Annotated in this window: 25 protein-coding genes; 10 read left to right on the top strand and 15 right to left on the bottom strand. The window is 74.1% G+C overall.

What is annotated here, in order from left to right; genetic code table 11:
* Window position 1 precedes the first annotated feature (1 nt).
* The gene (locus tag AB0367_RS15770) at window positions 2-586 is read right to left on the bottom strand and encodes a GNAT family N-acetyltransferase (protein ID WP_366226997.1); all 585 of its coding nucleotides are present in this window, start codon (window positions 584-586) and stop codon (window positions 2-4) included.
* Window positions 587-691: 105 nt separating this feature from the next.
* Between AB0367_RS15770 and AB0367_RS15775 the strand changes: the two genes are divergently transcribed.
* Window positions 692-1,507: a hypothetical protein gene (locus AB0367_RS15775; RefSeq protein WP_366226998.1), complete on the top strand. Its 816-nt coding sequence runs from the start codon at window positions 692-694 to the stop codon at window positions 1,505-1,507.
* 97 nt (window positions 1,508-1,604) lie between these two features.
* Here AB0367_RS15775 and AB0367_RS15780 read toward each other — a convergent pair whose 3' ends face one another.
* From AB0367_RS15780 to AB0367_RS15790, 3 genes are all read right to left on the bottom strand, one after another.
* Window positions 1,605-2,849, bottom strand: coding sequence for a hypothetical protein (locus AB0367_RS15780; RefSeq protein WP_366226999.1), 1,245 nt, complete (start codon window positions 2,847-2,849; stop codon window positions 1,605-1,607).
* A gap of 166 nt (window positions 2,850-3,015) precedes the next feature.
* On the bottom strand, window positions 3,016-3,543 hold the full coding sequence (locus AB0367_RS15785) for an AAA family ATPase (RefSeq protein WP_366227000.1): 528 nt from the start codon (window positions 3,541-3,543) through the stop codon (window positions 3,016-3,018).
* A gap of 453 nt (window positions 3,544-3,996) precedes the next feature.
* The gene (locus AB0367_RS15790) at window positions 3,997-5,223 is read right to left on the bottom strand and encodes an MFS transporter (RefSeq protein ID WP_366227001.1); all 1,227 of its coding nucleotides are present in this window, start codon (window positions 5,221-5,223) and stop codon (window positions 3,997-3,999) included.
* A gap of 59 nt (window positions 5,224-5,282) precedes the next feature.
* Between AB0367_RS15790 and AB0367_RS15795 the strand changes: the two genes are divergently transcribed.
* Complete coding sequence (locus AB0367_RS15795) at window positions 5,283-6,269, top strand: winged helix-turn-helix domain-containing protein (protein ID WP_366227002.1); 987 nt, start codon at window positions 5,283-5,285, stop codon at window positions 6,267-6,269.
* A 112-nt stretch (window positions 6,270-6,381) separates the two neighbouring features.
* Here the strand turns inward: AB0367_RS15795 and AB0367_RS15800 are convergent, their stop codons facing one another.
* Window positions 6,382-6,687: an STAS domain-containing protein gene (locus tag AB0367_RS15800; protein WP_366227003.1), complete on the bottom strand. Its 306-nt coding sequence runs from the start codon at window positions 6,685-6,687 to the stop codon at window positions 6,382-6,384.
* A 147-nt stretch (window positions 6,688-6,834) separates the two neighbouring features.
* Between AB0367_RS15800 and AB0367_RS15805 the strand changes: the two genes are divergently transcribed.
* From AB0367_RS15805 to AB0367_RS15815, 3 genes are read left to right on the top strand one after another with little or no spacing between them, the layout of a single operon-like run.
* Entirely contained in the window at window positions 6,835-7,506 is a 672-nt protein-coding gene (locus tag AB0367_RS15805) for a response regulator transcription factor (protein WP_350558091.1), read from the top strand.
* A complete protein-coding gene (locus AB0367_RS15810; protein ID WP_366227004.1) occupies window positions 7,503-8,873 on the top strand; it encodes a HAMP domain-containing sensor histidine kinase in 1,371 nt (456 codons plus the stop codon). Before AB0367_RS15805 ends, AB0367_RS15810 begins: the two co-directional genes overlap by 4 nt.
* On the top strand, window positions 8,870-9,436 hold the full coding sequence (locus tag AB0367_RS15815; protein WP_366227005.1) for a GerMN domain-containing protein: 567 nt from the start codon (window positions 8,870-8,872) through the stop codon (window positions 9,434-9,436). The genes AB0367_RS15810 and AB0367_RS15815 overlap by 4 nt, the downstream gene beginning before the upstream one ends.
* A gap of 40 nt (window positions 9,437-9,476) precedes the next feature.
* Here AB0367_RS15815 and AB0367_RS15820 read toward each other — a convergent pair whose 3' ends face one another.
* Together AB0367_RS15820 and AB0367_RS15825 are read right to left on the bottom strand one after the other, a co-directional pair.
* Window positions 9,477-10,304 (bottom strand): hypothetical protein, encoded by an 828-nt coding sequence (locus AB0367_RS15820; protein WP_366227006.1) that lies wholly within the window; start codon window positions 10,302-10,304, stop codon window positions 9,477-9,479.
* Between the two features lie 92 nt (window positions 10,305-10,396).
* A complete protein-coding gene (locus AB0367_RS15825) occupies window positions 10,397-10,948 on the bottom strand; it encodes an XRE family transcriptional regulator (RefSeq protein ID WP_366227007.1) in 552 nt (183 codons plus the stop codon).
* A 48-nt stretch (window positions 10,949-10,996) separates the two neighbouring features.
* On the opposite strand from AB0367_RS15825, the gene AB0367_RS15830 reads away from it, so the two are divergent.
* Entirely contained in the window at window positions 10,997-12,247 is a 1,251-nt protein-coding gene (locus AB0367_RS15830) for a benzoate/H(+) symporter BenE family transporter (RefSeq protein ID WP_366227008.1), read from the top strand.
* 108 nt (window positions 12,248-12,355) lie between these two features.
* Here the strand turns inward: AB0367_RS15830 and katG are convergent, their stop codons facing one another.
* The 7 genes from katG to AB0367_RS15865 all read right to left on the bottom strand — a co-directional run bounded on the left by katG (window position 12,356) and on the right by AB0367_RS15865 (window position 20,656).
* Complete coding sequence (gene katG / locus AB0367_RS15835; RefSeq protein ID WP_366227009.1) at window positions 12,356-14,533, bottom strand: catalase/peroxidase HPI; 2,178 nt, start codon at window positions 14,531-14,533, stop codon at window positions 12,356-12,358.
* A gap of 409 nt (window positions 14,534-14,942) precedes the next feature.
* A complete protein-coding gene (locus AB0367_RS15840) occupies window positions 14,943-16,124 on the bottom strand; it encodes an acetylhydrolase (RefSeq protein ID WP_366227010.1) in 1,182 nt (393 codons plus the stop codon).
* Window positions 16,121-16,273, bottom strand: coding sequence for a hypothetical protein (locus AB0367_RS15845; RefSeq protein ID WP_366227011.1), 153 nt, complete (start codon window positions 16,271-16,273; stop codon window positions 16,121-16,123). The genes AB0367_RS15840 and AB0367_RS15845 overlap by 4 nt, the downstream gene beginning before the upstream one ends.
* A 245-nt stretch (window positions 16,274-16,518) precedes the next feature.
* Window positions 16,519-17,370 (bottom strand): helix-turn-helix transcriptional regulator, encoded by an 852-nt coding sequence (locus AB0367_RS15850; protein WP_366227012.1) that lies wholly within the window; start codon window positions 17,368-17,370, stop codon window positions 16,519-16,521.
* 132 nt (window positions 17,371-17,502) lie between these two features.
* Window positions 17,503-17,688, bottom strand: a complete 186-nt coding sequence (locus AB0367_RS15855) for an antitoxin (RefSeq protein WP_366227013.1) — start codon at window positions 17,686-17,688, stop codon at window positions 17,503-17,505.
* Window positions 17,685-18,266: a pyridoxamine 5'-phosphate oxidase family protein gene (locus AB0367_RS15860; protein WP_366227014.1), complete on the bottom strand. Its 582-nt coding sequence runs from the start codon at window positions 18,264-18,266 to the stop codon at window positions 17,685-17,687. Before AB0367_RS15860 ends, AB0367_RS15855 begins: the two co-directional genes overlap by 4 nt.
* A gap of 128 nt (window positions 18,267-18,394) precedes the next feature.
* Window positions 18,395-20,656 (bottom strand): hypothetical protein, encoded by a 2,262-nt coding sequence (locus AB0367_RS15865; RefSeq protein ID WP_366227015.1) that lies wholly within the window; start codon window positions 20,654-20,656, stop codon window positions 18,395-18,397.
* A gap of 340 nt (window positions 20,657-20,996) precedes the next feature.
* On the opposite strand from AB0367_RS15865, the gene AB0367_RS15870 reads away from it, so the two are divergent.
* The 4 genes from AB0367_RS15870 to AB0367_RS15885 all read left to right on the top strand — a co-directional run bounded on the left by AB0367_RS15870 (window position 20,997) and on the right by AB0367_RS15885 (window position 24,587).
* Window positions 20,997-21,698: a DUF1775 domain-containing protein gene (locus tag AB0367_RS15870; RefSeq protein ID WP_366227016.1), complete on the top strand. Its 702-nt coding sequence runs from the start codon at window positions 20,997-20,999 to the stop codon at window positions 21,696-21,698.
* A 119-nt stretch (window positions 21,699-21,817) separates the two neighbouring features.
* Window positions 21,818-22,711: an ABC transporter ATP-binding protein gene (locus AB0367_RS15875; protein ID WP_366227017.1), complete on the top strand. Its 894-nt coding sequence runs from the start codon at window positions 21,818-21,820 to the stop codon at window positions 22,709-22,711.
* Window positions 22,708-23,430, top strand: coding sequence for an ABC transporter permease (locus tag AB0367_RS15880; protein WP_366227018.1), 723 nt, complete (start codon window positions 22,708-22,710; stop codon window positions 23,428-23,430). Before AB0367_RS15875 ends, AB0367_RS15880 begins: the two co-directional genes overlap by 4 nt.
* A 20-nt stretch (window positions 23,431-23,450) precedes the next feature.
* Window positions 23,451-24,587 carry a sensor histidine kinase gene (locus AB0367_RS15885; protein WP_366227019.1) on the top strand — a complete coding sequence of 379 codons (1,137 nt, stop codon included), beginning with the start codon at window positions 23,451-23,453 and terminating at the stop codon, window positions 24,585-24,587.
* A gap of 232 nt (window positions 24,588-24,819) precedes the next feature.
* Here the strand turns inward: AB0367_RS15885 and AB0367_RS15890 are convergent, their stop codons facing one another.
* On the bottom strand, window positions 24,820-25,422 hold the full coding sequence (locus AB0367_RS15890; protein ID WP_366227021.1) for a hypothetical protein: 603 nt from the start codon (window positions 25,420-25,422) through the stop codon (window positions 24,820-24,822).
* Window positions 25,423-25,461 lie beyond the last annotated feature (39 nt).

Consider the following 25,461-nt stretch of genomic DNA (forward strand, 5'->3'; position numbering starts at 1 on the left):
GCTACGGGGCCTGCTGGAGGTCGGCCCGGATGAGGCTGTAGACGGCCATGTCGGCCCGGGTCCCCGCCCGGGTCGGCGCCAGGCTGCGCAGCACGCCCTCGAAGCGGAACCCGGCCGCCTCGGCGACCCGCCGCGAAGCGGCGTTGAGGGTGTCGGCCTGCAGGTGGATGCGCTCGAAGCGGATCTCGGTCAGCGCCCAGCGGGCCACCTCGGCGGCGCTCTCGGCGGCGTAGCCGAGGCCGCGCGCCCACGGCGCCGTCCAGTAGTGCATCTCCGCCGAACGCGCCGTCCAGTCGGCGTTGAACAGCGACACGTGCCCGACGAGCCGCCCGCCCGCGCGCGGCTGCAGCGCGAACCCGACGCCCGCGCCGTCCAGGCGCCGCTGCTCGATGCCGCTGGTACACCAGGACACCGCCGTCGGCAGGTCCGCCGCCGCGTACGGGTATCCGACCGGCGCGTTGCGCACGAACGCCTCGTCCTGCCACGCCTCGTGCACGTCGGGGGCATCGGCGGCGGTGAACGAGCGCAGCACCAGCCGCTCGCTGGTGAGTACCGCGGACGGGAAGCGTTCGACAGCCTGAACCATCCCCGAAACATAGCCCGTGGCTCCGGCTCAGGCCCCGGGTTCGCTTGCGTCGCAACAATGACATTTACGAGCGTCTCATTGTGTCACTGCGCAGAATCGCTGGCTATGAAACTCACACGGGTCCTCGTCGTCGCGGCCACGGTCGCGGCGGCGGTGGCGATCGCACCCCAGCCCGCCCTCGCCAGTCCGTCCGGCACCGGATGGTCCGGCTCCTGGAAGTACACCGGCGGCACCAGCATCCAGGTCACTCTGGACGTGCCGGGCGCGAAGCTGGTGGCGAACGGTTGGGACGCGCTCGGTGCGCGTGCCTTCGTCCTGAACGTCAGCGACACCGTGGCCGACGGCAAGTGCGCCTACGTCAAGTGGACCGCGGCCGCCACCACCGAGCACTGGGCCTGCGGCAACGGCACCACGGTGCAGGTCACCGGCCTGCCGACCTCGACCAACGCCATCACCGCCGTCCTGTGCCGCGACTCCACCGCCCACAACAACAAGACCAACTGCAACGTCATCGACGTGCCCTCGTCCTACACCGACGAGTTCATCCGCACCGAGGGCAACGGTGCGCGCTGGCATTACTACGACGCCAGCGAGCACTACGACGGCGGCGAGGACTGGGGTGCCTGGATCACCGTCGGCAACGTCGGCCTCGACTATTTCGGTTGGGACGACAAGGCGTCGGTCGGACAGCGCTCGATCCAGTCCTGGCTGACGTTCTCCGGCCCCACCTGCGGCTCCGGCACGATCCTCAACGCCACCCCGACGTCGACCTTCAGCAACTGCTCCCAGTACACCCCCATCGACAGCCTGCCGGCCACGAGGGTCACCGGTACGGCGTGGGGCACCGCCTGCGCGTGGGCCATCGGCGCCCCGAACCCGCCCAAGCACTGCGTCCGGCTCCGAGTCCCGCAACCCAGCTGACCCTGTCCGCCGCCTGCCACGTGGCCGGCTGACGGCGACCGCCCCACCCGGGCCGATGAGCCCGGGTGGGGCGGCGTGTCGCACCGGCGGGTGCCGGTCACACCGCCGGAACGGTGACCGCCAGGACGCTCCAGTTCGAGGCGGCGACGCCGGCGAAGGCGCGGCCCGGGACGCTGAGCACGGTCGGGGTGTTCACGTTCGTGCCGGTCGTACCGATCCCGGCCATGCCGAACTGGTTCTGCCCCCACACCAGCATCGAGCCGTCGGCCCGCACCGCGTACGTCGTCGGCGAGTTGTCGTTCTCGACGTCGACGATCTTCGGTTCGCCGGCCGGCCGGACCAGTTCCGTCGGCACCATCACGTTGCCCGGCACGCCCAGCGGGGTGAGCTGGTTCTGCACGTTGTCGCCCCACAGGTACACCCGGCCGTCCCCGGTCAGCGCGGTCGCCGCCGCGCTGATCGAGATGTCGACCACGTCGCTGCCCGGGCCGAGGTCGGTGACCTGGACCGGTACGTACGCAGAGGTCGGCGAGTTCAGCCTGCCGAACGGCCGGCCGAGCGTGGGCCCCTCGCCGCCGCAGGAGAGCACCGCGCCGTCGGCGCGCCGGAACAGGGCCACCCCACCGGCGACCGCGATCTGCCGGATGTCGGTGAGCCCGGCCACGGCCGTCGCGTACTGCGTGGTGCCCGCCAGTGCGCCGTCGCACTTCACCGCGCCCCAGGCGGTGACGGTGCCGTCCGCCATCAGCGCGTAGCTCGCCTCGACCCCGGACTCGACGTCCACCGCGCCGGTCAGCGGGGTGTCCGGGGCGGTCAGCACCCGCTCGGGGAAGGCCCGGACGCTGGCCGTGGAGCCGTCGCCGAGCTGCCGGTTGACGTTCGAGCCCCAGGCGACCACCGTCCCGTCGGCCAGCACCGCCGCGATCGCGCTCTCCATGTGTACCGAGACGTCGACGACACCGGTGAGGGTGCCCGTGCCGCCGATGCCCAGGACCGGCGCCGGGGTGGAGCGCGTGCTCGCCATCGTCGAGCCGTTGCCGAGGGCGGCGTTGAGGTTGTATCCCCAGGACAGCAGCCGCCCGTCGGCGAGCCGGGCGTAGCCGGCCCGGCCGCCGCTCTGCAGCTGCGCGACGCCGTCGGGCAGGACTGTCCGCTGTGGAGTGTTGTACTGGTACACAGTCGTACCGGCACCGGCCTGGCCGAAGTTGTTGATGCCCCAGCCGTATGCGATGCCGGGCCGCGCAGCGCCGTCCGCGTAGCCCGGTGCCGCGCCGAACGCCAGCGACGCACCGACCGCGGCAACGGTACCGGCGACACCGAGCGGCGTCCTGGACCTGATCATGTTCTACTCCCTGTCTGGAGACTGGATTCGCCCGGCGGGGTGTGCCGGGCCGGACAGGAAGGAGCTTGCGGGCCTGGACTTGGCGCGAACTTGGACCCGGCATAAGGTTGACCTGTGACGATGTGTCAGCTCGGCAACAGGCCGCTGACCGTGCTGACGTCCCTGGTCAGCCGGTTGCGGCTATGAGCCCGGCGACCTGGGCCACCCGTTGCGCGAGCGGGGCCGGCGGCACCTCGATCAGCTCGTAGCCGAGGTCGCCGTACACCTCGGCGTGGATGCGCTCGAAGCGCTGCGACTCGGCGAGGCTGATCCGGCGGGCCGCGGTCGGCGTCACGAACCCCATCAGACGCACGAACAGCACCCGCCGCTCGTAGGTGCGCTCGCGCTCGATCCGCGCGGCCTCCCTGGCCAGCGCCCCGGCCGGTGCAAGTCCACTGTAGACGGCCAGGGCCAGGGTGCAGACCGGCGAGCGGTCGAACACCTGCACCGCACCGCGCGCCGCGAGCTGCCGCGCCTTCTGTACCGTGACGATCCGCTCCAGGAACGCGGGCCCGTCCGCCTCCAGCTCGGGCGTCTCGGCGATGACGTCGGTGGCCGCCTCGTCGACGACGAGGTGCCCGAGCCCGCGCAGCGCGTGCGCGATGGTGGTCTTGCCGGCGCCGGGCGCGCCGGTGAGCACGAACCTGCGGACCATTGGTCTCTCCTGAGGGGTTGAGATCGGGGATACGTTGGCCCGGGCGGCGTCGGCGGGCTTCTCGGCGGGGGTGCTGACCCACGCCGGCCATGATGTGGTCTCCGTGGCCTGTCCCGAGGTGGCCGCGCTGCTGAACGAGACGCCGCGCGCCCGCTTCCCGTCGGCGCGAGTCGGCGCGGGCGCCATCCGGGTCGGGTCCACCCACGTCGCACCGACGCGGCCCGCAGTGGTTTGTACCACGCGGGGGCGCGGTTCGTGTGGAGGCCGGCTTGCGCCGGCGCCCGCAGATCCCAGGGCCGTGCCCCCGGCGTCGCGGCGCTCAACTGACCGCGGCCCCGGCCCGCGCGGCGGCGTTCGCCCGGGGCGGCGTTCGCCGGCGCGGCGTGAGCGGAGCCCGGCGCCCGCGGACCGCCGAGCCGTGCTTTCTGCTGGTCGCACCAGGCGACGCGGCACTCAGCTGGCCGCGACGCTGGCCTGAGCCGCGGCACGCGCGCCCGGGCCCGCGTCCGAGTCCCGGTCTGAGGCCGGGCGCCGCAGCCGGGGCGCCAGCAGCACGGAAACCAGGATCGAGGCCGCCGCCATGACCGCCATCGCGGTCGCCGGGGACACCAGTTGCGCCATCGCGCCGGCGAGGGTCGCGCCGACCGCCTGCATCGTGAACATGCCCGCACTGTGCAGGCCCAGGCTGTGGCCGCGCAGATCGGGCGGGGTCAGCTCGACGAGGCGGTCCTGCAGCAGGAGACTGCCACAGTACCCGGCGGAGGCCACCGCCACGAGGACGAGCGCGGCGGGCAGCGGCGGGCGCGCGAGGAACGCCAGATAGGGCACCGCGAGCAGCAACTGTGCCGGCGTGGTGAACGGGCGGCGCCAGCGCGCCGGGAGGGCGCGGCCGGCCAGGGCGTCGCCCGCCAGCATGCCGGCCGCGGCGGCCACGAAGAGGGCGCCGGCGGCCGTGGGGGAGTACGGCACGAACAGCGCCTCGCAGCCTACGATCAGGCCGTTGGGCACCCACAGTCCAATGTAGACGGCACGGCGGGCCGGTGAGGACAGCAGGACGCGGTTGCCCAGCCAGGTGGCGCGGATCGACGCCCGGCCGGTGGCGCGCGGCGGGCGGGCGGTCAGGCCCAGGCGCGCCACGAGCGCGGCGAGCAGGCTCAGGGCGGCGCCGGCCAGCAGTACCGCCGCGGGGGAGAAGGCCGCGAGCAGCGCACCGCCGGCGGCGAAGCCCGCGATCTGCACGGCGCCGATGGACATGTTCAACAGGGAACGGCCCAGCAGGTACGCGTCGGCCGGCAGGATCTCGGCCAGCAGCCCGAAGCGGACGCCGCCGCCGATCGACGCGGCCAGGCCCTGGGCCAGCACGATCGCGAGGACCGCGGCGACCGGCAGGCCGGGCAGCGCCAGGCAGGCGGTGGCGAGGCCGGTGAAGGCGGCGAGGCCGGCCAGGGCGGCGCGCGGCGGGACACGGTCGGCCGCGGACAGCAGCGTCGCGGCCCCGACGACCTGGGCGAACGACGAGCCGAACAGGCTCAGCGCGGACAGCAGCGGCGACCCGGTCGCGCCGTAGACGAGGGTCGCCAGCGCGATGCCGCTCACCGTGCCGGCCGCGACCTGGGCGGAGACGGTGGCGAACAGGGCCGGGAACTCGGGCGTGGCGAACAGCTCGCGGTACGTGCGCATGACCGGCAGTCTGCGGCTCACCGCCCGCCGCGCCGTAAGCTTTCGCGTGGAGGCGAAACATGGGTGTCTGGCGGATCGACGCCGACGTGCTGGCCGGCGGGCGGTTCGTCGTGTCGCCGATGGCCGAGACGATCGGCTGCCTCGTCGCGCTCAACGGGCTGCACCGCGTGTCGCCGAGCCAGCGGGACTGGCTGGCCGAGCACCGGGCGGCGTTTCGGGCGCGGTGGGCGGGCGACCCGTTCGCGCTGCCGTTCCTGCGCGACGCGATCCGGCCGGGCTGGATCGCCGACTTCCTGGTCAAACCGCCGCGGGGCGACGCGCCACGGTTCACCGACGAGCTCGCCCGGGTCGCCGGCACCACCGACGAGCAGGCCCGCCGCGACATCCTCGAGACGCTGGAGCGCCCGCTGGCGCCGGTCCTGCGCGCCGACGGGCTCGTCGAGCGGGCCGTCGAGCTGCTGGACTGGGTGTGGCGGCACACGATCCGCCCGGGCTGGCCGCGCCGCCGCCGGGTGTTCGAGGCCGACATCGTGGCCCGCACCGAGCGGCTGGGCAGTGGCGGCTGGGCGGCCGTGCTCGAGCGGATGCGCCCCGGCATGCGCTGGCTCGGCGACGGGCGGCTGCAGATCAGCGCGAATGACCATCCGCCCCGCGACGTGACCGGCAGCCGGCTGCTGTTCGTCCCCGTCACCGCCTACCGTGGCTGGGTCGCCTGGGAGGAGCCGGGGGACGTGCACGCGATCGTCTATCCGTGCACGGGCTGGCTCGCTCAGGACCCGGATGTCGCGGCCCCGGAAGCCCTCGCCCGCCTCATCGGCCCGGCGCGTGCCCGGATCCTGACGCTGCTCGCCGCGCCGAAGAACACCACGCAGCTGGTGGCGCTGACCGGCCAGACCCTCGGCTCGGCCGGCGGCCACCTGCGGGTCCTGCGCGACGCGGGCCTGGCCGGCCGCCGCCGCGCCGGCCGCTCGGTGCTGTACTACCGCACGGAGCTCGGCGACGCGCTCTGCCGCGGCGAGGACGGCCATGGGACGCCGCGACCGTGACATCGCCGAGGCTCACCCCGTGAACGTCGCCGCATAGCCCGATCCCGTGACGCTGACCGCGGGAAGATGGTGCGTCAACCGGCGACACGCGACGCCTCGGGATCGTCCCGCGTCACTGCACGAGCAGCACGTGCTCCACCCGGGCCAGCCGCAGCGTCCGGGCCACGCGCGGGCCGGGGGAGCGCAGCGTGAGCCGGCCGCCCGCGGACCACACCCGGCGGTGCACGTCGAGCAGCAAGCCGATCGCCGAGGCGTCGATGAACGGGCACCGAGCCAGGTCGACGACCAGATGCTCCGGGTGCTTGTCGGCCGCCTCGTTGAGCAGCACGGAGAACCGCGGTACCGAGGCGGCGTCGAGCTCCTCCGTGATCACGACCTCCACCGTGCCGGAGGCCGGGTCCGCCGTGCCGCTGTACATGTCACGTCTCCCGTCGTTGCGGCAACGTGTCCAGCGTTCGGATGCGATGTGGAGAACCTTTCCCAGAACTGTGACACTTGTGTGACTTTGCCGTCGGCGGGTCCACCCGGTGGTAGCCGGCCCCGCTCGGACGGCATGATGCGTCCTATGGCAGGCGTGCTGGTGATCGAGGACGACGACCGGATTCGGCTCTCGCTCTCGCTCGCGCTGGAGGACGAGGGATACGTCGTCCGGGGCGTGGCGAGCGCGGAGGAGGGCCTTGTGGCACAGCGCGACGATCCCGCCGACACGGTGCTCGTCGACCTGATGCTGCCGGGCGTCGACGGGTTTGAGTGCATCCGGCAGCTGCGCCGCAGCGACGACGTGCCGATCGTGGTGATCAGCGCCCGCGACGACACCCACGACATCGTCGCCGCGCTCGAGGCCGGCGCCGATGACTACCTGGTCAAGCCGGTCGCGGTGAAGGAGCTCTCGGCCCGCCTGCGCGCCCTGCGCCGCCGCGGCCGCACCGTGCAGGCGATGTCCACCATGGTCTTCGGCGACATGGAGATCCTCCCTGAGGCCGGCGAGGTGCGCATCGAGGGCACGCCCGTGGCCGTGACCCGCACCGAGTTCCGGCTGCTGTGCGAGCTGGGCGAGCACCCCGGGCAGGTGCTCAGCCGCCAGCAGCTGCTGCAGCGGGTGTGGGAGTACGAGATCGGCGACGAGCGGCTGGTGGACGTCCACGTCGGGCGGCTGCGGCAGAAGATCGAACAGGACTCCAAGCAGCCGCGGTACCTCGTGACCGTGCGCGGCATGGGGTACAAGCTGCAGAAATGACGCGGTGGCGGGCGGGGCTGCGGACCCGGGTCGTGGCCGGCTTCGCGGCCGGCGCGCTCACGCTGTCGGTGTCGATGGCGCTGGTCTCCTACGAGATCACGCGCAGTGCGCTGATCAACGGCCGGGAGCGTTCGGCCGTGCGTTCGGCGACCTTCGACTCGCGGGTCGTCTCCGCCGGGCTCAACGCCGAGCGGCCCGACATCGCCGCGATGCTGCGCACGCTGGACACCGGGGGCAACCGGCGGGTGCTCGTGCAGCACCTCGGCCACTGGTATGCGCGCAACGCCGACAGCGGGACGGCCACCGCCGTGCCGCAGAGCCTGCAGCGCCTCGTGAGCAACAGCGGCCAGGGCATCCAGCGGGTGCACATCGACGGGGTGCCGGCGGTGGTCGTGGGCATCCTGCTGACGCCCGCGACGGCGCTGTACGAGATCGACTACCTGCGCGAGCTCGACCAGACGCTGCGGACCCTCGGCTGGGTGCTGACCCTGGTCGCCGCCGCGGTGGCCGCGGCCGGGGCGGGCCTGGGCTGGTATGCCACCCGCCACGTGCTGCGCCCGCTGCGCTCGGTCGCCGACGCCGCGCAGGGCATCACCGCCGGCGACCTCAGCGCCCGGCTCGACCCGGCCACCGACCCCGACCTGGAGCGGCTCTCGACGTCGTTCAACGAGATGGTCGACCAGCTGTCCCGGCGCATCGAGCGGGACCGGCGCTTCGCCGCCGACGTCAGCCATGAGCTGCGCTCGCCGCTGCAGACCCTCGCCGCGTCCGCCAGCGTGCTGCAGCGGCGCCGGGACCAGCTCGACGAGCGCACCGCGACCGCGGCCGGGCTGGTCGTGGCGGAGCTGGGCCGCTTCCAGTCGCTCGTCGACGACCTGCTGGAGCTCTCCCGGGGCGACCTGCCGGCCCAGCTCGCGCCCGTCGACATGGGCGAGCTCGCCCGCCGCGCGGTGCAGCGCCGCGGCCTGTCGCCCGACATCGTCCGCAGTGGATGGGCCGGCGCCGACGGCGAGTGGCTGCGCTGGACCGTGGATCGCCGCCGGATCGAGCAGGTTCTGGTCAACCTCCTGGACAACGCGGTCACGCACGGCGGCGGTCCGATCGCGGTGCGCGTCGAGGCGCACGGCCCGGACGGCGTGATCGAGGTCGACGACGAGGGCCCCGGCGTCAACCCGGCCGAGCGCGAGGTCATCTTCGACCGGTTCGTCCGCGGCCGCTCGTCGGGCGCGCGGGGCAACGACGCCGGCACGGGCCTGGGCCTGTCCCTCGTGGCGCAGCACGTGGCCGCGCACGGCGGGCGGGTGCGGGTGCTGGACCGGCCCGGTGGCGGCGCGCGGTTCCGTATCGAGCTTCCGGGCGTACGGTGAGGGCCCGCCTGCTGTGCGCGGCCTTCCTCGCCGTCTGCCTCCCGCTCGGCGGGTGCGGGGTCCCCACCGACAGGGAACCGCGGCCGATCCAGCCGTCCGTGGTCGTCGGCTCGTATGAAGGCCCGATCGCCGGCCCGCCGCCCTCGGCCGGCGCCGCCGTCGAGCGGCTGTTCCTGGTGCGCGACAACCAGCTCGTCGCCGTCGACCGCCGCGTCGTCGCCGCGCCGTCGCCGCAGCGGCAGCTCGAGGACCTGATGGCCGGCCCGACGCCGCAGGAGCGCGACGAGGGCCTGGACAGCGCCCTGGTGGGCACCAGCATCATCAGCGGGGTGCAGCTGCACAACGGCACGGCGATCGTCGGGCTGGCCCGGGACAACCCGATCCGCAACGACGAGATCCTGGCGTACGGCCAGATCGTGTGCACCCTCGCGGCCCGCGCCGACGTGGTGGGGGTGCGGTTCGTGCAGGACGGGCGCCCGCTGGAGGTGCCGCGGGCCGACAGCGCCCTCACGCTGGAGATGCTGACCGAGGACGACTACGGCAGCCTGATCCACCACCGGTGACGCCGCCGGGCGGTCAATCCGGCGGCCAGGAGTGCGCGCCCTACGCTGGGGCCGGGCGGTAGCGGGCGATCGCGTACAGCGTGGCCAGCTGCGCGATGAGCGTCACGAGCAGCGCCAGGCCGAAGGCGCCGTACGTGCCGAGCCGCTCCACCAGCAGCGCGACCATCAGGCAGAACACGGCGAAGCCGACCAGGCCGCCCGGCACGCCCCGCAGCATTCGCACGGCGCCGGCCGAGCCGTCCCGGGCCAGCGCGAACGCCGCGACGACGCTGGTCGCGATCGGGAACGGCGCGAGCACCCCGGTCGCCGCCGGGCCGATCGCCGCCGAGGCCCAGGTCACGACGAGTACGAGCACTGCCGTGGCGACGGCCCGCGCCGGCAGGTCCCACCACGGGTTCGCCCGCGCGGGGGCCGGGGGTAGGGCCGCCGCGGCCGTCCGGACCGTCCCGGCGTCGTGCCGGGGCGTCGGGGTCTCGTCCCGGGGCAGGGCGCGCGCCGCCAGCCAAGCCGCCGCCAGGACCAGTGCCGCACCGGCGAGCGGCGGCACCGCGAGCCGGGCCAGGGCGGCGTCGGCGGCCAGGCACGCCGCCCACGACACGACCAGCGCGGCCGGCCACCGCAGCCGCCGCCCCGCGTGCCCGAACACGACCACGAACAGCAGTAGGGAGACCAGGCCGAGCAGCGCGGAGGCGGCCGCCCGTGCGCCGAAGGCGGGGCCGTGGTCCAGGCAGGTGATCAGCAGGATCGGGCCGGCGACGATGGGGAGTGCGACCAGCACGCCGGAGACCTGCGGACCCCAGCGGCGGCCCGCGGCGGAGGAGGCCACGACCAGCATCGGCGCGAGCAACAGCTTCAGCACGAGCGTCACTTGCCGGGAGCATACGGGGGACCCGGCGGCAGCGGAAAGGGCCGGGGCCGCGCAGACCAGGAGCCGGCCGGCCGCGCCCGCGTCCGCGTCGCTCAGCGCGGCGAGCGGATCAGCAGGTTGGCGACGACCTCGTCGGGGCCGACCGTGGCGTACACGTGCGGCACATCGGCCCGCCACACGACGTGCTCCCCGGCCCGCGCGACCAGCGGCGCCTCGCCGGGGCCGGCGCGCAGCACGCCCTGGTGCACGGTGACATGCTCGGTCACTCCCGCCGCGTGCGCGGGCGAGTGCTGCACGACGCCGGGGCGTACGCGCAGCCAGAACAGCTCGAACGTGGCGCCCGGCTCCTCGAAGACCTCCAGCAGGGTCGCGGTCACCGCCGCCCCGCGGACGTCCGCGGCCGCGCCCGGCGGCTCGCCGGGGGCAAGGACAAGAGCCGTCAGCGGTACCTCCAGGGCCCCCGCGACCGCGTAGAGCGTCTCCAGCGTGGGGTTGCGGGTGCCGTGCTCCAGCCCCGACAGCGTCGCCTTGCCTATGCCGGCGGAGCGGGCCAGGGCCGACAGCGACATCCCGCGCGCCGCGCGCAGCCGCCGCAGCCGCTCGCCCACCGCCGGATCGATCCGGCTTGTCCCGCCTGCGTCCATCCGGCTATTGTGGCGTTCCGTTTACGGAACGATCGTCGAGAGGCGCTGATGCGGTACCGCGGGATCCTGCCCCCGATCCTGGCCGGCCTGGTCAGCGCCGTCGTCGGCTACGCGAGCTCGTTCACCGTCGTGCTGGCCGGCCTGCGCGCGGTGGGCGCCACCCCCGCCCAGGCCGCCTCCGGGCTGCTCGCCCTGTGCCTCGGGATCGCGGTGACGGCGATCGGCCTCGCCCTGCGATACCGGATGCCGATCTCGATCGCCTGGTCGACCCCTGGCGCGGCCCTGCTGGTCGCGACCGGCCACGTGCCCGGGGGCTTCCCCGCCGCGGTGGGCGCGTTCCTGGTCAGCGCCGCGCTCATGGTGTTCGCCGGCCTGTCGCCCTGGCTCGCCCGGGCCATCGCCGCCATCCCGCGCCCGATCGCCGGCGCGATGCTCGCCGGCGTCATCCTCAGCCTCTGCACCGCCCCGGTGCGCGCGGTGGTGGACCTGCCGCTGCTGGCGACGCCGGTGATCCTGGCCTGGGCCGTCCTGTTCCGCTACGCCAGGCAGTGGGCCGTCCCGGGCGCCCTGCTCGCCGCCGTGATCGCGATCGCCGTGCACGGCCCGGTCGGCGGCCTGTCCGGTGCCGAGCTGCGCCCGGCGGCGGTGCTGACCCTTCCGACGCTGAACCTCTCCGTGGTGGTGAGCATCGCGGTGCCGCTGTTCCTGGTCACCATGGCGGCGCAGAACGTGCCCGGGATGGCGGTCATGGCGACGTACGGATACACGCCCCCGCTGCGCCCCGTGCTCGTGGCGACCGGTCTCGCCAGCGCGGTCGCGGCCCCGTTCGGCGGCCACGCCGTCAACCTGGCCGCGATCACCGCCGCCCTGACCGCCGGCCCCGACACCCACCCCGACCCGCGCCGCCGTTGGATCGCCACGGTCGCCCTCGGCGGCGGCCAGCTGGCCCTGGGCCTGGGCGCGTCCCTGGCGATGGCCCTGGTCCTGCTGTCCCCGCCGCTGCTGGTGATCGCGGTGGCCGGCCTGGCCCTGCTGCCGGCCCTGGGCTCGTCCCTGGCGACGGCGGTGACCGAGCCGCAGGGCCGCGAGGCCGCGGTGGTCACGTTCGTCGTGACCGCGTCGGGCATGACGATCCTGGGCATCGGCTCGGCCTTCTGGGGCCTGCTGGCGGGCGGCCTGACCGCACTGCTGCTGCACCGCCGCCGCCCGCCGATCTCGGCCCCGTCAGCTTCCTCCGTGCACCCGTCTGCCGCAGCCCCGACTTCCCCGGCCCCGGCCGCCGAGGCGGCCCGCCCGTAAACCACTCGCGCTGCGGCCGCGGCCCCGCGCCGGGCCCGGAAAGAGGGCGCCGTGCGAGCCGGCCGGGTGGCGGCTCGCACGGCGCCCCGTGCGTTCGGATCAGGCGACTCAGGCCACGTCGAACCGGTCGGCGTCCACGACCTTGGTCCAGGCGGCGACGAAGTCACGCACGAACTTCTCCTTCGCGTCGTCGCTGGCGTAGACCTCGGCCAGGGCGCGCAGCACGGAGTTGGAGCCGAACACGAGGTCGGCGCGGGTGGCCGTCCACTTCAGCTCGCCCGTGGCGTCGCGGCCCTCGAACGTCTCCTCGTCGTCGGAGGTCGGCGTCCACGTGGTGCCGAGCTCGAGCAGGTTGACGAAGAAGTCGTTGCTCAGCACGCCCGGCTGGGCGGTGAACACGCCGTGCTGCGACTGCCCGGTGTTCGCGCCGAGCACCCGCAGGCCGCCCACCAGCACCGTCGCCTCGGGGGCGCTCAGGCTCAGCAGCTGGGCCCGGGCGATGAGCAGCTGCTCCGTCGGGCGGCGGTGACCCTTGCCGAGGTAGTTGCGGAACCCGTCGTGCGTGGGCTCCAGCACGGCGAAGGACTCCACGTCGGTCTGCTCCTGCGACGCGTCGGTGCGACCCGGCGTGAAGGGGACCTCGACCTCGACGCCGGCGGCCTGCGCGGCCTGCTCGACGGCCGCGGAACCGGCCAGGACGATCAGGTCGGCGAGCGACACCTGCTTGCCGCCGGCGTTGAACTCCTGCTGGATCCGCTCCAGGGTGCCCAGCACCCGCGCCAGCTGCGCCGGGTCGTTGGCCTCCCACTCCCGCTGCGGCGCGAGGCGGATGCGCGCCCCGTTCGCCCCGCCGCGCTTGTCCGTGCCGCGGAACGTCGACGCCGACGCCCAGGCGGTCGCGACGAGCTCGGAGACCGACAGGCCGGACGCGAGGATCGTGGCCTTGAGCGCGGCGACGTCCTCGGCCCCGATCAGCTCGTGCTTGACCGGCGGGACCGGGTCCTGCCACAGCTGCGGCTCGGCCGGGACCTCCGGGCCGAGATACCGCGTGGCCGGCCCCAGGTCGCGGTGCGTGAGCTTGAACCACGCCTTGGCGAACGCGTCGGCGAACTCCTGCGGGTTCTCGTAGAAGCGGCGCGAGATCTGCTCGTAGATCGGGTCCACGCGCAGCGCGAGGTCCGTGGTGAGCATCATCGGCGCGTGGCGCTTCGCCGGGTCGTGCGCGTCGGGCACCAGGTCGGCCGCGGCCGCGTCCGTCGGGGCCCACTGCGTCGCGCCGGCCGGGCTGGTCGTCTGCTCCCACTCGAAGCTGAACAGCGTCTCGAAGAAGGTGTTGTCCCAGGCGGTCGGGGTGGGCGTCCACGCGCCCTCGAGGCCGCTGGTGATGGTGTCGCCGCCCTTGCCGGAGCCGTGGGCGTTCTTCCAGCCCAGGCCCTGCTCCTGCAGCGGGGCGCCCTCGGGCTCGGGGCCGACGTTGGTGTCGGGGGCGGCGCCGTGGGCCTTGCCGAACGTGTGCCCGCCGGCGATGAGCGCGACGGTCTCCTCGTCGTTCATCGCCATGCGGCGGAAGGTCTCCCGGATGTCCCGGGCGGCGGCCAGCGCGTCCGGGTTGCCGTTGGGCCCCTGCGGGTTGACGTAGATGAGGCCCATCTGCACGGCGGCGAGCGGCTTGGCCAGCTCGCGGTCGCCGCTGTAGCGCTCGTCACCGAGCCAGGTGTCCTCGTTGCCCCAGTTGACCTGCTCGGGCTCCCAGACGTCCGCGCGCCCGCCGGCGAAGCCGAACGTCTTGAAGCCCATCGACTCCAGGGCGACGTTGCCGGACAGGACCAGCAGGTCGGCCCAGGAGAGCTTCTGACCGTACTTCTTCTTGACCGGCCACAGCAGCCGCCGCGCCTTGTCCAGGCTCGCGTTGTCCGGCCAGCTGTTCAGGGGCGCGAAGCGCTGGTCGCCGGAGCCCGCGCCGCCGCGGCCGTCAGTGATGCGGTAGGTGCCCGCGGCGTGCCAGGCCAGCCGGACGAACAGCGGGCCGTAGTGGCCGTAGTCGGCGGGCCACCAGTCCTGCGACGTCGTCAGCAACGTGTTGATGTCGGCCTTGACGGCGGCGAGGTCGAGGGACTTGAACTCCTCGGCGTAGTCGAAGTCCGCGCCCAGGGGGTCGCCCGCGGGCGGGTTCTGGTGCAGCACGCTGACGTCCAGCTGGTTCGGCCACCAGTCCCGGTTGGACCGGGCCCGCGCCGAGCTGGCGGGAGCTTCGCCCGAGATGACGCCGTTGTTCTCACTTGCCACGTTGCTCTCCTATGGCTCGCAGTCGGATGCAGCGATCGGCCGGCCAACGGCCGGGGACGGGGCACAAGCCCCGGTGACGATGTGGGCGCACCTCACCTCGGCCTGACGGCACGGAGGGTAGTGCGCACGGGTGAGAGTCTCGCCCACTTTTCTGGAGTGAGTCAAGAATATCGCGTGTTCGTCACTCGTGTCGGCGGGAGGGCCGTTGCCATCGTCACCCCTGCCCGTCACAGCGGCAGCGTGGACGCGGGCCGCTCACGGGCGGGCGGCCAGGTGGTCGAAAAACTCCAGCCCGCGCTGCAGGGTCCGGCGGCGCGCGGCAGGTCGAAGCCGACCGGCCGGCGACCGGGGTCGGCGCCGGCCGGTCGTAGGGAGTGCATCACCGCGGGGCTCGCAAGCCCGAGGCGCCTCAGGCGATGAACTGTACCTCCGGGAAGGCCGCAGCCGGGCCTTCGAGCAGGCGCTGCCGCTGGTGGCGCAGGTGCAGGTCGAAGAACGCGAGCGGGTACGCCTGCTGGATTCGCACCGCCCGGGCCGGGTTGAGCGTGCCGATCCAGTCGACGAGTTCCTCGTCGCTCATCCCGATGATTCTCGCCAGTTGCGGGATCAGCCACTGGTGGTCGCAGTACGAAGTGTGGATCGCGCCGTCGGCCCGCACGTTGAGCCGCCATCCGTGCAGGCGCGACCAGAACTGCTCGACGCTCGGCTCGGCGGCCCGGGTGAACCGCGCGGTCATCAGCATGAAGGGCCGGTCGAGATCGGCGACCGGTGGCAACGACTGCATCGGGCCGTCGAAGCTGAGCCCGGCGCGGACGCGCCGGTCCTGGTTCATCACGAGCGCGGTCGCGGTCGCGCCCTTCGACCAGCCGAACATGCCGATGCGACGAGGGTCGAGCGCGGCGCCCAGGCCGGCCGGCAGCGGACGGTGCTCGACGTCGGGGTTGCGGCCGGCGGCGAGGTCCTCGATGCGGTCGAGGACGAATTGGATGTCGTGGGCGTGGTCCCATGGTGTGAACCGCACACCGTCGACGGGGACGGCGAGCCGGCCGTCGGGGAATTCGCTGAACCCGCCGTACGTATGATCCACCGTGACCACGACGTAGCCGTGGCTGGCGAGTTCCTGGACCACGATCGTGGCCTCGGAACGGTGACCTGCGTTGCCGTGGGAGAAGACGATCACGGGCAGCCGGCCGGGCGCCCGCAGTGCCGCGGCTCCCTCATGGCCGGCCGTGAGGGGCGCCGCCACGGCGTCGGCGTCGAACCCAGCGGACGCGAGCAGCGCGCGCATCGGGGCTGCGGCCATCCACGGCGCCACCGGGTGACGCCGGGCGTCCCGGGTGGCGGGATACCAGACGCTGACCATCAGTTCGCGCCTGCGCACCGGTCCCGCGACCGGATCCGGGCGGGATCCGTCGACGAGGTGCAGCGACACGGTGCCGACACGGTGCGGCCCGGTGGGCTGGGGCAGCGTGAGCCGTGCCGGGCCGGGTGCGGCCGGGGCCGCCCACCCGCGTCCGGCGCCGAGCGGCACGGCGACCCCGGTGGCGAGCGCGGCTGCGAGCAGGTGTCGGCGGGTCAGTGCGTTGGTCATCGGTCCTCCATGGTGTCGGTGGTCTCGACGCGGGCGATGCGCAGCTTCAGCCGCGCTGTTTTCTTCGGCGAGCGCGGTGCTGCCGGTGAGGGTGATTCAGGTCCGGCCGCGCCGGCCGGCGCACCTGTGGGTACCGAATCAATGGTCATGCCAATAGGTTTCCATAAACCTATTGGCGCCAATACCAGATTTGCCGCGGAGAAGCCGGCGGATCGCACAGCGGCTGCGCGCGGGCGACGCGGTGAAGTTCGTGAGCGTTGAGTGCTCACCGTCCGGCCCGACGGTGGAAGCATTGTAGTTCTTCGATTATTCGATACGTCGCCGTCGTGGCGTGCACGGCCGGGGCGGATGGCGTGGGCGTCGTGGAGTCCGTGCGGGTCACCGGGTTCTGACGTCACAGCGGCAGCGCGGCGAGGTCGCCGCGGGCCGTGACGCCGAGCTTCGGGTACGCCTTGTACAGGTGGTAGGCGACCGTCTTCGGGCTGAGGAACAACTGCGCCGCGATGTCCTTGTTGGACAACCCCCGCGCCGCCAGGCGCGCGATCTGCAGCTCCTGCGGCGTCAGCCGGGCCGCGGCCGGCTCGGGACGCCGCGGTGCGGGCAGGCCGGTCGCCTCCAGCTCGGCGTGGGCGCGGGCCGACCACGGGCGCGCGCCCAGGCGGTCGAAGGACTCCAGCGCGCGCCGCAGGGCCCGGCGGGCGTCGGCCTTGCGGCGGGCGCGGCGCAGCCACTCGCCGTAGAGCAGCTCCGTGCGCGCCTGCTCGAACGGGCGGGCCGGCAGCTTGAGCGCCATGCGGTACTCGTGCTCGTCACCGGTGAGCAGCGCGCGGCAGCGGTGCACGAGCGCCTGCGCCCACGGCCGGCCGGAGCGTTGCGCGAACGACTCCAGGCGCCGCACCGCGCCGGCGACCCCGGCCCCCGCCCCGGTCTCGGCGCGCACGGCGGCCTCGACGAGGTCCGGGATGCCGCGGTGCGCGACCACATGATGCGCGAAGGGGTTCTCCTGCAGCGGCAGCAGCCGCGGTAGCGCCGCCTCAGGCCGGCCCTGGCCCAGGTCGAGCAGCGAGAGCGCCCACTGCGCCCAGGTGTGCCCGGCCGGCTGGCATCCGGGCGAAGCGCCGGCGAGGGCGTCGGCGAGGGCGTCGGCGACGCCGGACCGGCACAGCTCCTCGTCGCCCTCGATGGCGGCGTGGCGCTCGTCGGCATCGTCTTCTACCGCGCCGCGAGCATCACGACCGGCTTCCAAGCGAGCCTGGTCGCGCTCATCGTCCTGGAGCTGCTGCTGGCCCTGCTGATCCAGCTACTGCCACGGCGCTGAGGGCGCATCGGCGCCCGGTGGCCGCGCCCGGGGGGTGCCGGGCGCGGTATGGGACCTCGGTCAGTCTTTGGTGGTGTCGCCTCCGCCGATGTGCTCCTTGGCCACGTCGACACCCTTCTGGATCTGCTCGGTGTATTTGTGGCCGGTGCGGTCGTCGGCGACCTCGCCGGCTTTGTCCAGTGCCTGGTCGATCTTGTCGTCGTGCTCGTTGGCGAGGTTCTTGACCTTGTCGAAGAAGCTGTTCATCGTCCAACCGTACCCGCAAGATCGGCCGCGACGGCGAAGAAGTCGCCCCCCTTGCGGCGCGTGTCGTCCGTGCCCCACGCGCGCTCCTCGTCGGTCACCCTCCGCAGCCGGGGGATGTGCTTGGCGCAGTGGATGTAGGCCTCCTCAACGAACACGTTGACCCAGCGTTCCGGGCGGCGGCCCGGCACCGTGTCGAGCGGCAGGTGCGGGAACTCCCGGCGCATGTCGGCGTCGGAGGCGATCGTCGCGTGGCCGTTGACGTGCAGGCCGATCACGTCCCGGAAGAAGTCGATGAAGATCAGGCCGACGTTGGGGTTCTCGACGATGTTGCCGACGCTGGCCAGCACGCCGTTGCCGCGGTACTCCGGCCACGCCACCCGCCCGGGCGTCAGCACGGCGACGAAGCCCGGCGGGCCCGCCCGGAACGTGTTGTCACAGTGGCCGAGCGCGTCGGCGGTGGCCACGAACATCATCTCCTGCCGCCCGACGAACTCGATCATGCGCTCGTTCAGCGACGGCAGGACCTGCTGGCGGTAGAAGCGCTCCGCCCGTTCCACCGTGCCCGCCCGCTGCTGCATGAGCCGCTCCCCGGCCGATCCTGGTGCGAATTGCCCTCCCATCGGGGCAGAGTCGCACGGCAGCGGGGGGATCGCGTCGCACACCGTGTGCGAGGAATGGACACAGCGCAACACCTCAGCCGCCGCCGCTAGGCCTGGCGTTGGTTCCTCCGAGACGCCTGCTTCGGCAGGGCGGGATCCACCGCACGGCCGAGCCGTGTCCGCCGCGCGGCGAGGGCGCCCAGCAGGTGGGTGATCTCGGCCTCCGGCACCCCGGCGCGGATGCAGGCTCGCCGCAGCGGCTTGTCCAGCGCGCCGGGACCGGGCACGACGCCCATCACGGCCGGCCCGACACCGAGCACCGCGGCGAGCACGCTCTCCCGGCGTAGCGGCACGGGCACACCGCCACCATCACCGCCGCTGGCGGACACCCTCGCACCGACGGAAACGGCGGTGGTGGACACGTCCGTGCCGACACTAACCGTGGTCCCGGCGGAAGCGGTGGCGCCGGTGGATGCGGCCGCGCCGGTGGACATGGCCGTGACGGCGGCCACGGCGGCTTGCCACTGGCGCAGCCGCCGCACGAGCAGGACGCCCGCGACCGCGAGGCCGGCGAGGATCGCGAGCGCGGCGGCCGGCGGCCCGATGTGCCCGCCGGCCAGGCGCGCGCACGCGAGCACCGCCAGTGTCGTGGCCACGGCCCCGGTCGCGGCGCGTGGCAGCGCCGCGACGGCGATCGGTGCCGCCGACGCCGGTGGTCGCACCTGGGCGAGGGAGAGCAGCAGCGGCGCGGCATGCGGCGGCCAGCCCCACGGGCGGGCGAGGACGTCGTCGAGCAGCCGGCCGTACGCCGTCCCCCGCGTCATGGCGAACCTCCGCCACCGGCCCGCGGCGATCGGCCCGGCGTCGCGGTCGCGCTCGGCCAGCAGGGTGGTGGCCACCGCGCGGTCGAGCTGGGCCCGGTACACCAGCGCTGGCTCCCACCCGGGCACCTCCGCGCAGCGGCCCAGCACGGCGCGGGCCACGGCCGGCTCGTCGGCGGCGCTGGCCACCGCGTCGAGGGCGAGTGGATCCCCGGACTCCTCGGCGGCCGCGATCGCCGCCGCCGGATCGCGCCGGGCGAGGAGGGTCAGCGGCGTCGAACCGGGCCGCCCGGCCGCCGCCATCCGCAGCAGCACCGACCGGGCGGCGGGCAACTCGTGCGCCGAGGACGCCCCGTCCCAGCCGCGTTTCCCGTCCCAGCCGTGGGCGGCGGGCGATCCGATCCCGCCGTGCGCGGCGGGCCGCTCGTCCGCCGAGACTGTTCCGGGCGTCCCGTCCCTGCCGTGCGCGCCGGGCGTCCCGTCCTGGCCGTGTCCTGGTGCGAATTCCCCTCCCATCGGGTCAGAGTCACACGGCAGAGGGGGGATCACGTCGCACACCGTGTGCGAGAAATGGACACAGCGCGACGCCGAGGGCGCCCCGGGCGCCCCGTCCCCGCCGTGCGCGGCGTCATCGGCGGGCGCGGGACCGTTGGCGTCCAGGACCGGCAGCAGGGCCAGCAGGCGGGACAGCCAGCGCGCGTCGCGGGCGGCGGGTGCGCCGCCGGCGAGGGATTCGATCTCGGTGCGGGCGGCGCGGCGCACGCCGTCGTCGTCGCACACCCCGGCGGCGACGGCGGCGCGGAACAGTAGCCGGCGGTCGGCGAGCGCGGTGAGGTCGTCGATGATCCGCCGGCGCAGTGGCCGCGTCGCGGCGGCGCAGGCGGCCACGGCGTCGGCGACCAGCCCAGCGGGCCAGGGCTGGTCGTCGCGCAGGCGGCCGGCGAGCCCCTCCCAGATCCCGTCGTCGACGGGGGCGTCGCGGCGGGGCGGGGCATCCGGGAGTACCACCGCGGGAATGTGAAAACCGGGCACCGGCTCGGCGTGCGAGAGCGTGACGATCGTCGAGGCCGGCGCGGTGCGGGCGAGCGCGGCGGGCAGCCCGGCCACGGCCGCCCGGACCGTGCCGCCGGCGTCGTCGAGGCCGGCGAGCAGGACCAGGTACCCGTGCTCGGTGGCCGTCCCGGTGACGGCCCGCAGCACCGCCCCGGCGGTCACCGGCCCGTCGGCCGCGAGGCTGGCCAGGTCGACGAGGACCGGTCGCTGCGCGACGGCCGGGTCGGCGGCGGCCCGCGCCCATGCGGCCCGCAGCAGCCACCGCAGCGGCCTCGGCCCGCCGGCGCCGGGCGCGGTGAGCAGCCACAGCCGCTCGCCGCGGCGGTCGAGCAGCGCGGCCGGGTCGACGCGCTCGCCGCCGGAGCCGAGCAGCGCCGGCGGCTCGGCCGGATGGCCGCGGTCGCCGTGCTCATCGTGCTCATCGTGCTCATCGGGATCCGTATCGAGATGTTCGCGCGCGTACCGGCGCAGCGTGCGCTCCGCCGTGCGTCGCATCCGGCTCGGCATCGTCCTCTGCCTCCGAACGGTGAGGGACGAGGGCACCGTCATAGTGCCGCCTGCCGTCACTACGCGTAGCGGATTCGGTGTGCGATCCATCGATCGGGCGACCCGGCACGTCGCCCGTGGCGGGGGACGGGAGCGCAGCTCAGCGCCCCTCGCCCTCCAGGACGGCGATGCGGCCGGCCGCCACGTGTACCGGCGAGCCCGCGAACGAACAGCCACCGCGGCGCCCGTCCCGGTGCCGACAGGAGCGACCGGCTGCAACCGCGCCGGAACCTTCGTTCCCCGCGCGCCGACTACCCTGGTCGTCGCCGTCTCCGGGAGGATCCGTTCCGTGCTGATTCGCCGTTTTCTGGGCGCGCTGTCGGGCGCCCTCGCCGTGACCGCGACCGTCGTGCTGTGCACCGCCGGCCCCGCCTCCGCCCACGTCGGGGTCAAGGCCGACAAGGCACAGGCGGGCGCGACCGACGTGACGATCACGTTCGACGCGGAGAACGAGTCCTCGAAGGCCTCGATCGTGTCGGTTCGCGTCGCCCTGCCGGCCGGCATCGCCCCGGCCGACGTCGCATACGTCTCGGGCCCGGCGGGCTGGGCGCTGACCCCGGCCGCGGACGGGTACACGGTCGCCGGCCCGGCGCTGGCGGCGAAGCAGAGCGCGCAGTATGCGGTGAAGGTCGCCAAGCTGCCGGCCGACGCCACGACGCTGTCGTTCAAGACGCTGGTGACGTACAGCGACGGCCGTGTCGACCGGTGGATCGGCATCCCGAACAACGGCGCGCAGCCGGACAACCCGGCGCCGACGCTGACCCTCGCCCCGGCCGCCGCGGCCCCGTCCTCGGCCGCCGCGTCGTCTCCGGAGCCGGTGGCGACGGCATCGGACTCGCCGGCCCCGGCCGCCCCGGCGACCGCGGCCGGCGGGACGAGCGGCGACGGCGGCTCCGCCGCGCCATGGATCATCGGCGTGGTCGTGGTCGTGCTGCTCGCGGGTGGCGCGCTCGCCTGGCGGCTGCGCGGGCGCCGCGGCCCCGCAGAATGACCGGTGCGGGGCGTTGCGCGAGTGACGGCTTGACACCCGGCACGGCATGACATCTGTCATGGGGGCGCCGGTGACGTGATGCAGCCCGGGCGGGATCGATGGGCCACCATGCTGTTCGCATGACGAACGAAGCAGTCCAGCTGACCGGGCTCGCGAAGCAGTTCGGTTCGGTGAGCGCCGTGGACGGCCTGGACCTCACGATCCGGCGGGGTGAGGTCGTCGCGCTGCTCGGCCCGAACGGGGCGGGCAAGTCGACCACCATCGACATGCTGCTCGGCCTGCAGCGACCCGACGCCGGCGAGGTGCGCCTCTACGGCGAAGCCCCGGCGAAGGCCATCGCCCGCGGCGCGGTCGGCGCCCTCATGCAGTCCGGCGGGTTGCTGCCCGACCTGACCGCCGAGGAGACGGTACGCCTGGCCGCCGGCCTGCAGCGCAACCCGCGCCCGGTCGGCGAGGTGCTCGAGCGGGCCGGCGTCGCCGAGTTCGCCAAGCAGCGCGTGGCCGGGCTCTCCGGCGGCCAGCAGCAGCGGATCCGCTTCGCCATGGCCCTCGTGGCCGACCCGGACCTGCTGGTCCTCGACGAGCCCACGACCGGCATGGACGTGGAGACCCGGCGCGCCTTCTGGGCGTCGATGCGCGAGGAGACCGCCCGCGGGCGCACGGTCCTCTTCGCCACGCACTACCTGGAGGAGGCCGACGACTACGCCGACCGCATCGTGCTGCTGCGCTCCGGCCGGGTCATCGCCGACGGTACCTCCGCCCAGATCAAGGCCGCCGTGTCCGGCCGCACCATCCGCGCCACGATTCCCGGCGCCGACCTGGCCGGCCTCGCGGCGCTGGCCGGCGTGGAGCGGGTCGAGTCCCGCGGCGACATGGTGCTGCTGCACTGCGACGACTCCGACGCGGCCCTGCGGGCGCTGCTGGCCGCCACGCCCGCCCATGACATCGAGGTCACCAGCCGCAACCTCGAAGACGCCTTCATCGCCCTCACCGTTGCCGGGAGCATCCAGTGAACCCCACGTACATGCGGCTGGAAGCCGTCCGCCTGTTGCGCAACAAGCGCGTCGTGATCTTCTCGACGCTGATGCCAGCCCTGCTCGTGCTCATCATCGGCGGCGTGTCCGTCGGCGGCGACGCCGACGCGAAGCAGTACGTGATGGTCAGCATGGCGCTGTTCGGCGCGATGACGGCCGCGATCTCCAGCGGCGGCACCATCGCCGTCGAGCGCGGCCTCGGCTGGAACCGCACCCTGCGGCTCACGCCCCTGTCCCCGGCCGCGTACGTGCTGAACAAGGTGCTGCTGGCCCTGCTCGCCGGCGTGCTGCCGGTGGCCGTCACCTTCGCCGTCGGCGCCGCCGGCCTGCACGTGCGGCTCACCGCCGCCGAGTGGGTGCTGTGCTTCGCCGGGGCGTGGCTGTCGTCGCTGCCGTTCGCGGCGCTGGGCGTGGTCATCGGGTACCTCGCCAAGCCCGACAGCGTCCAGCAGGTCTCCGCGCTGATCAACCTGACCCTCGCCGCGTTCGGCGGGCTGTGGGTCCCGGTCAACCTGATGCCCGCCACGCTGCGGTTCATCGCGAAGCTGACCCCGTCCTACTGGACCGGCCAGGTGGCGCGCAGCCCGCTCGACCACGGCCACGTCGACGGCCAGGCGATCGCGGTGCTGGCCGGCTGGACCCTGGTGCTCGCGCTCATCGCGCTGCGCCGGTTCCGCGTCGACACCGCCCGTGCCTGAGCCTCGGTACCGTGTTCGACATGTCGCAGGGCCTGCCCGAGCGCCGCCCCCGGTTCTTCTGGAGCTGGTCGGCGGTCTGGCTGTTCTACATGGCGGGTCCGATCGCCGATGCCTGGCACCGGCCCGACCCGCTGCAGCGCGCCGCCGGTCTCGCCGCCGCGCTCGCCTTCTGCGCGGTCTACCTGCTCGGCTTCCTCTCGGTCCGCCGGCACTTCCGCCACACCGCCCAGTCGCCGGCGCGGACGCGGGCCGTGCTGCGCCTCGCCGCGATGGTCGCGCTGGCCGCGGTGCTGACGGTGATCGTCGGCGAGTCCGGCCTCACGGCGCTGGTGTACCTGTCGGTCATGGCGGTGTTCAGCCTGCCTGCCCGGGGCGCGTGGAGCTTCGTGCTGGCCTGTGCGGTGTGCGCGTTCGTGCTGCCGCGGGCGGTGCCCGGCTGGGACGGCGACATGGGCCTCACGTTCGCGGTCATGGTCGCCGCGCTGGCGGTGTGGGGCGTGACCCGCTTGGTGCAGCGCAACGCACAGCTCGCCGAGGCCCGCGAGGAGATCACCCGGCTGGCCGTCGCCGCGGAGCGCAACCGGTTCGCCCGCGACCTGCACGACCTGCTCGGCCACTCCCTCACCGTGGTGTCGGTGAAGAGCGAGCTGGCGGGCCGGCTGGTGCAGCTCGCCCCGCAGCGCGCCGAGGCCGAGCTCGCCGACATCCAGCGGCTGGTCCGCGAGGCGCTCGCCGACGTGCGCGCGGCCGTGGCCGGCTATCGCGAGATGTCCCTCGCGACCGAGCTCGCCGCCGCGCGCAGCGCGCTCGACGCGGCCGGCATCGAGGCCGACGTGCCGGTCACCGGCGAGGAGGTCGACCCGCAGCGGCAGGAGCTGTTCGCCTGGGTGGTCCGCGAGGGCGTCACCAACGTCGTGCGGCACAGCGACGCCAAGCACTGCTGGATTCGCCTCGGCCGCACCACCGTGGAGATCAGCGACGACGGGCGCGGCCCGGCCGGCGACGGCTCCACCGGCGTTCGCGCGGGTGCCGGTCATGGCCTCGACGGCCTGCGTGAGCGTCTCGACGCCGCGGGCTGCGCGCTGAGCGTCGGCCGGCGCGACGGCGGCGGGTTTCTGCTACGCGCCACCGCCACCCCCTCGGCCTCGGCGTCGTGAGTCCGCGCCCAGGCCGCCGGCCTGGCCTGATCAGCCGACCGAGCCGACCGAGCCGGACGACGAACGGCGCCTGAGCCTGCCTGGTCCGCCGATCGCCTTCCGGGTTCGTACCGGTGCAAGATCCGGCGGTGACCATCCGCCACCTCTCGATCACCGTCCTCGCCCTGTTCGCCCTCACCGGCTGCGGCTCCGGCGCCAATCCGGCGCAGGGCGCACCACGGCAGGTCGTGGCTCAATCGCCGTCCCCGTCTGCCGCGGACTCGCCCAGTCCGTCACCGTCACCGTCACCATCGCCGGAATCGACCTCGGAATCGGCCTCGGAATCGGCGTCGGCGCCGGCATCGCCACCGTCGCCGACCGCCACCGGGGCTGTTCCGACGCTCGCTCCGCCCGCCGTGCCGACGCCCAAGGCGACCACGAAGCAGGCCACCCCAGCGGCCACCAGGACCACGACGAAACCGCCCGCGCCGAAAACCACCCCGCCTGCCGGCGGCGGCGGAGGGCCGATCGTGCATCCGGGCGCGTTCTGTAAGCCGGAAGGCGCGATCGGCTTCACATCCGCGGGGACCAGGATGCGGTGCACGCTGAAGCCGGGCGAGAAGCAGCCGCGGTGGCGGGCGGCATGACCCACATCTGATATGTCCGGCGCGTCAGCGCCGGACATATCGGAAGTCCCGCGAGCGGTGCGGAGGGTCAGCAGCAGCGCGGGTTGCGGCACAGGCGCATCGAGACGACCGTCAGCCAGTTCGGACGGCGCTGGCCACGCCTGCGATCCGCGTCGACCAGCCATCATGTTCGCCGTGATCACGGAGTGAACATGCACCAGAAGCAGCACGTTCACTCCGTGATCACGGCGAACGCGTAGCGCACGAAC

This window comes from Dactylosporangium sp. NPDC051484 (genome assembly GCF_040689395.1).
Classification (GTDB): Bacteria; Actinomycetota; Actinomycetes; order Mycobacteriales; family Micromonosporaceae; genus Dactylosporangium.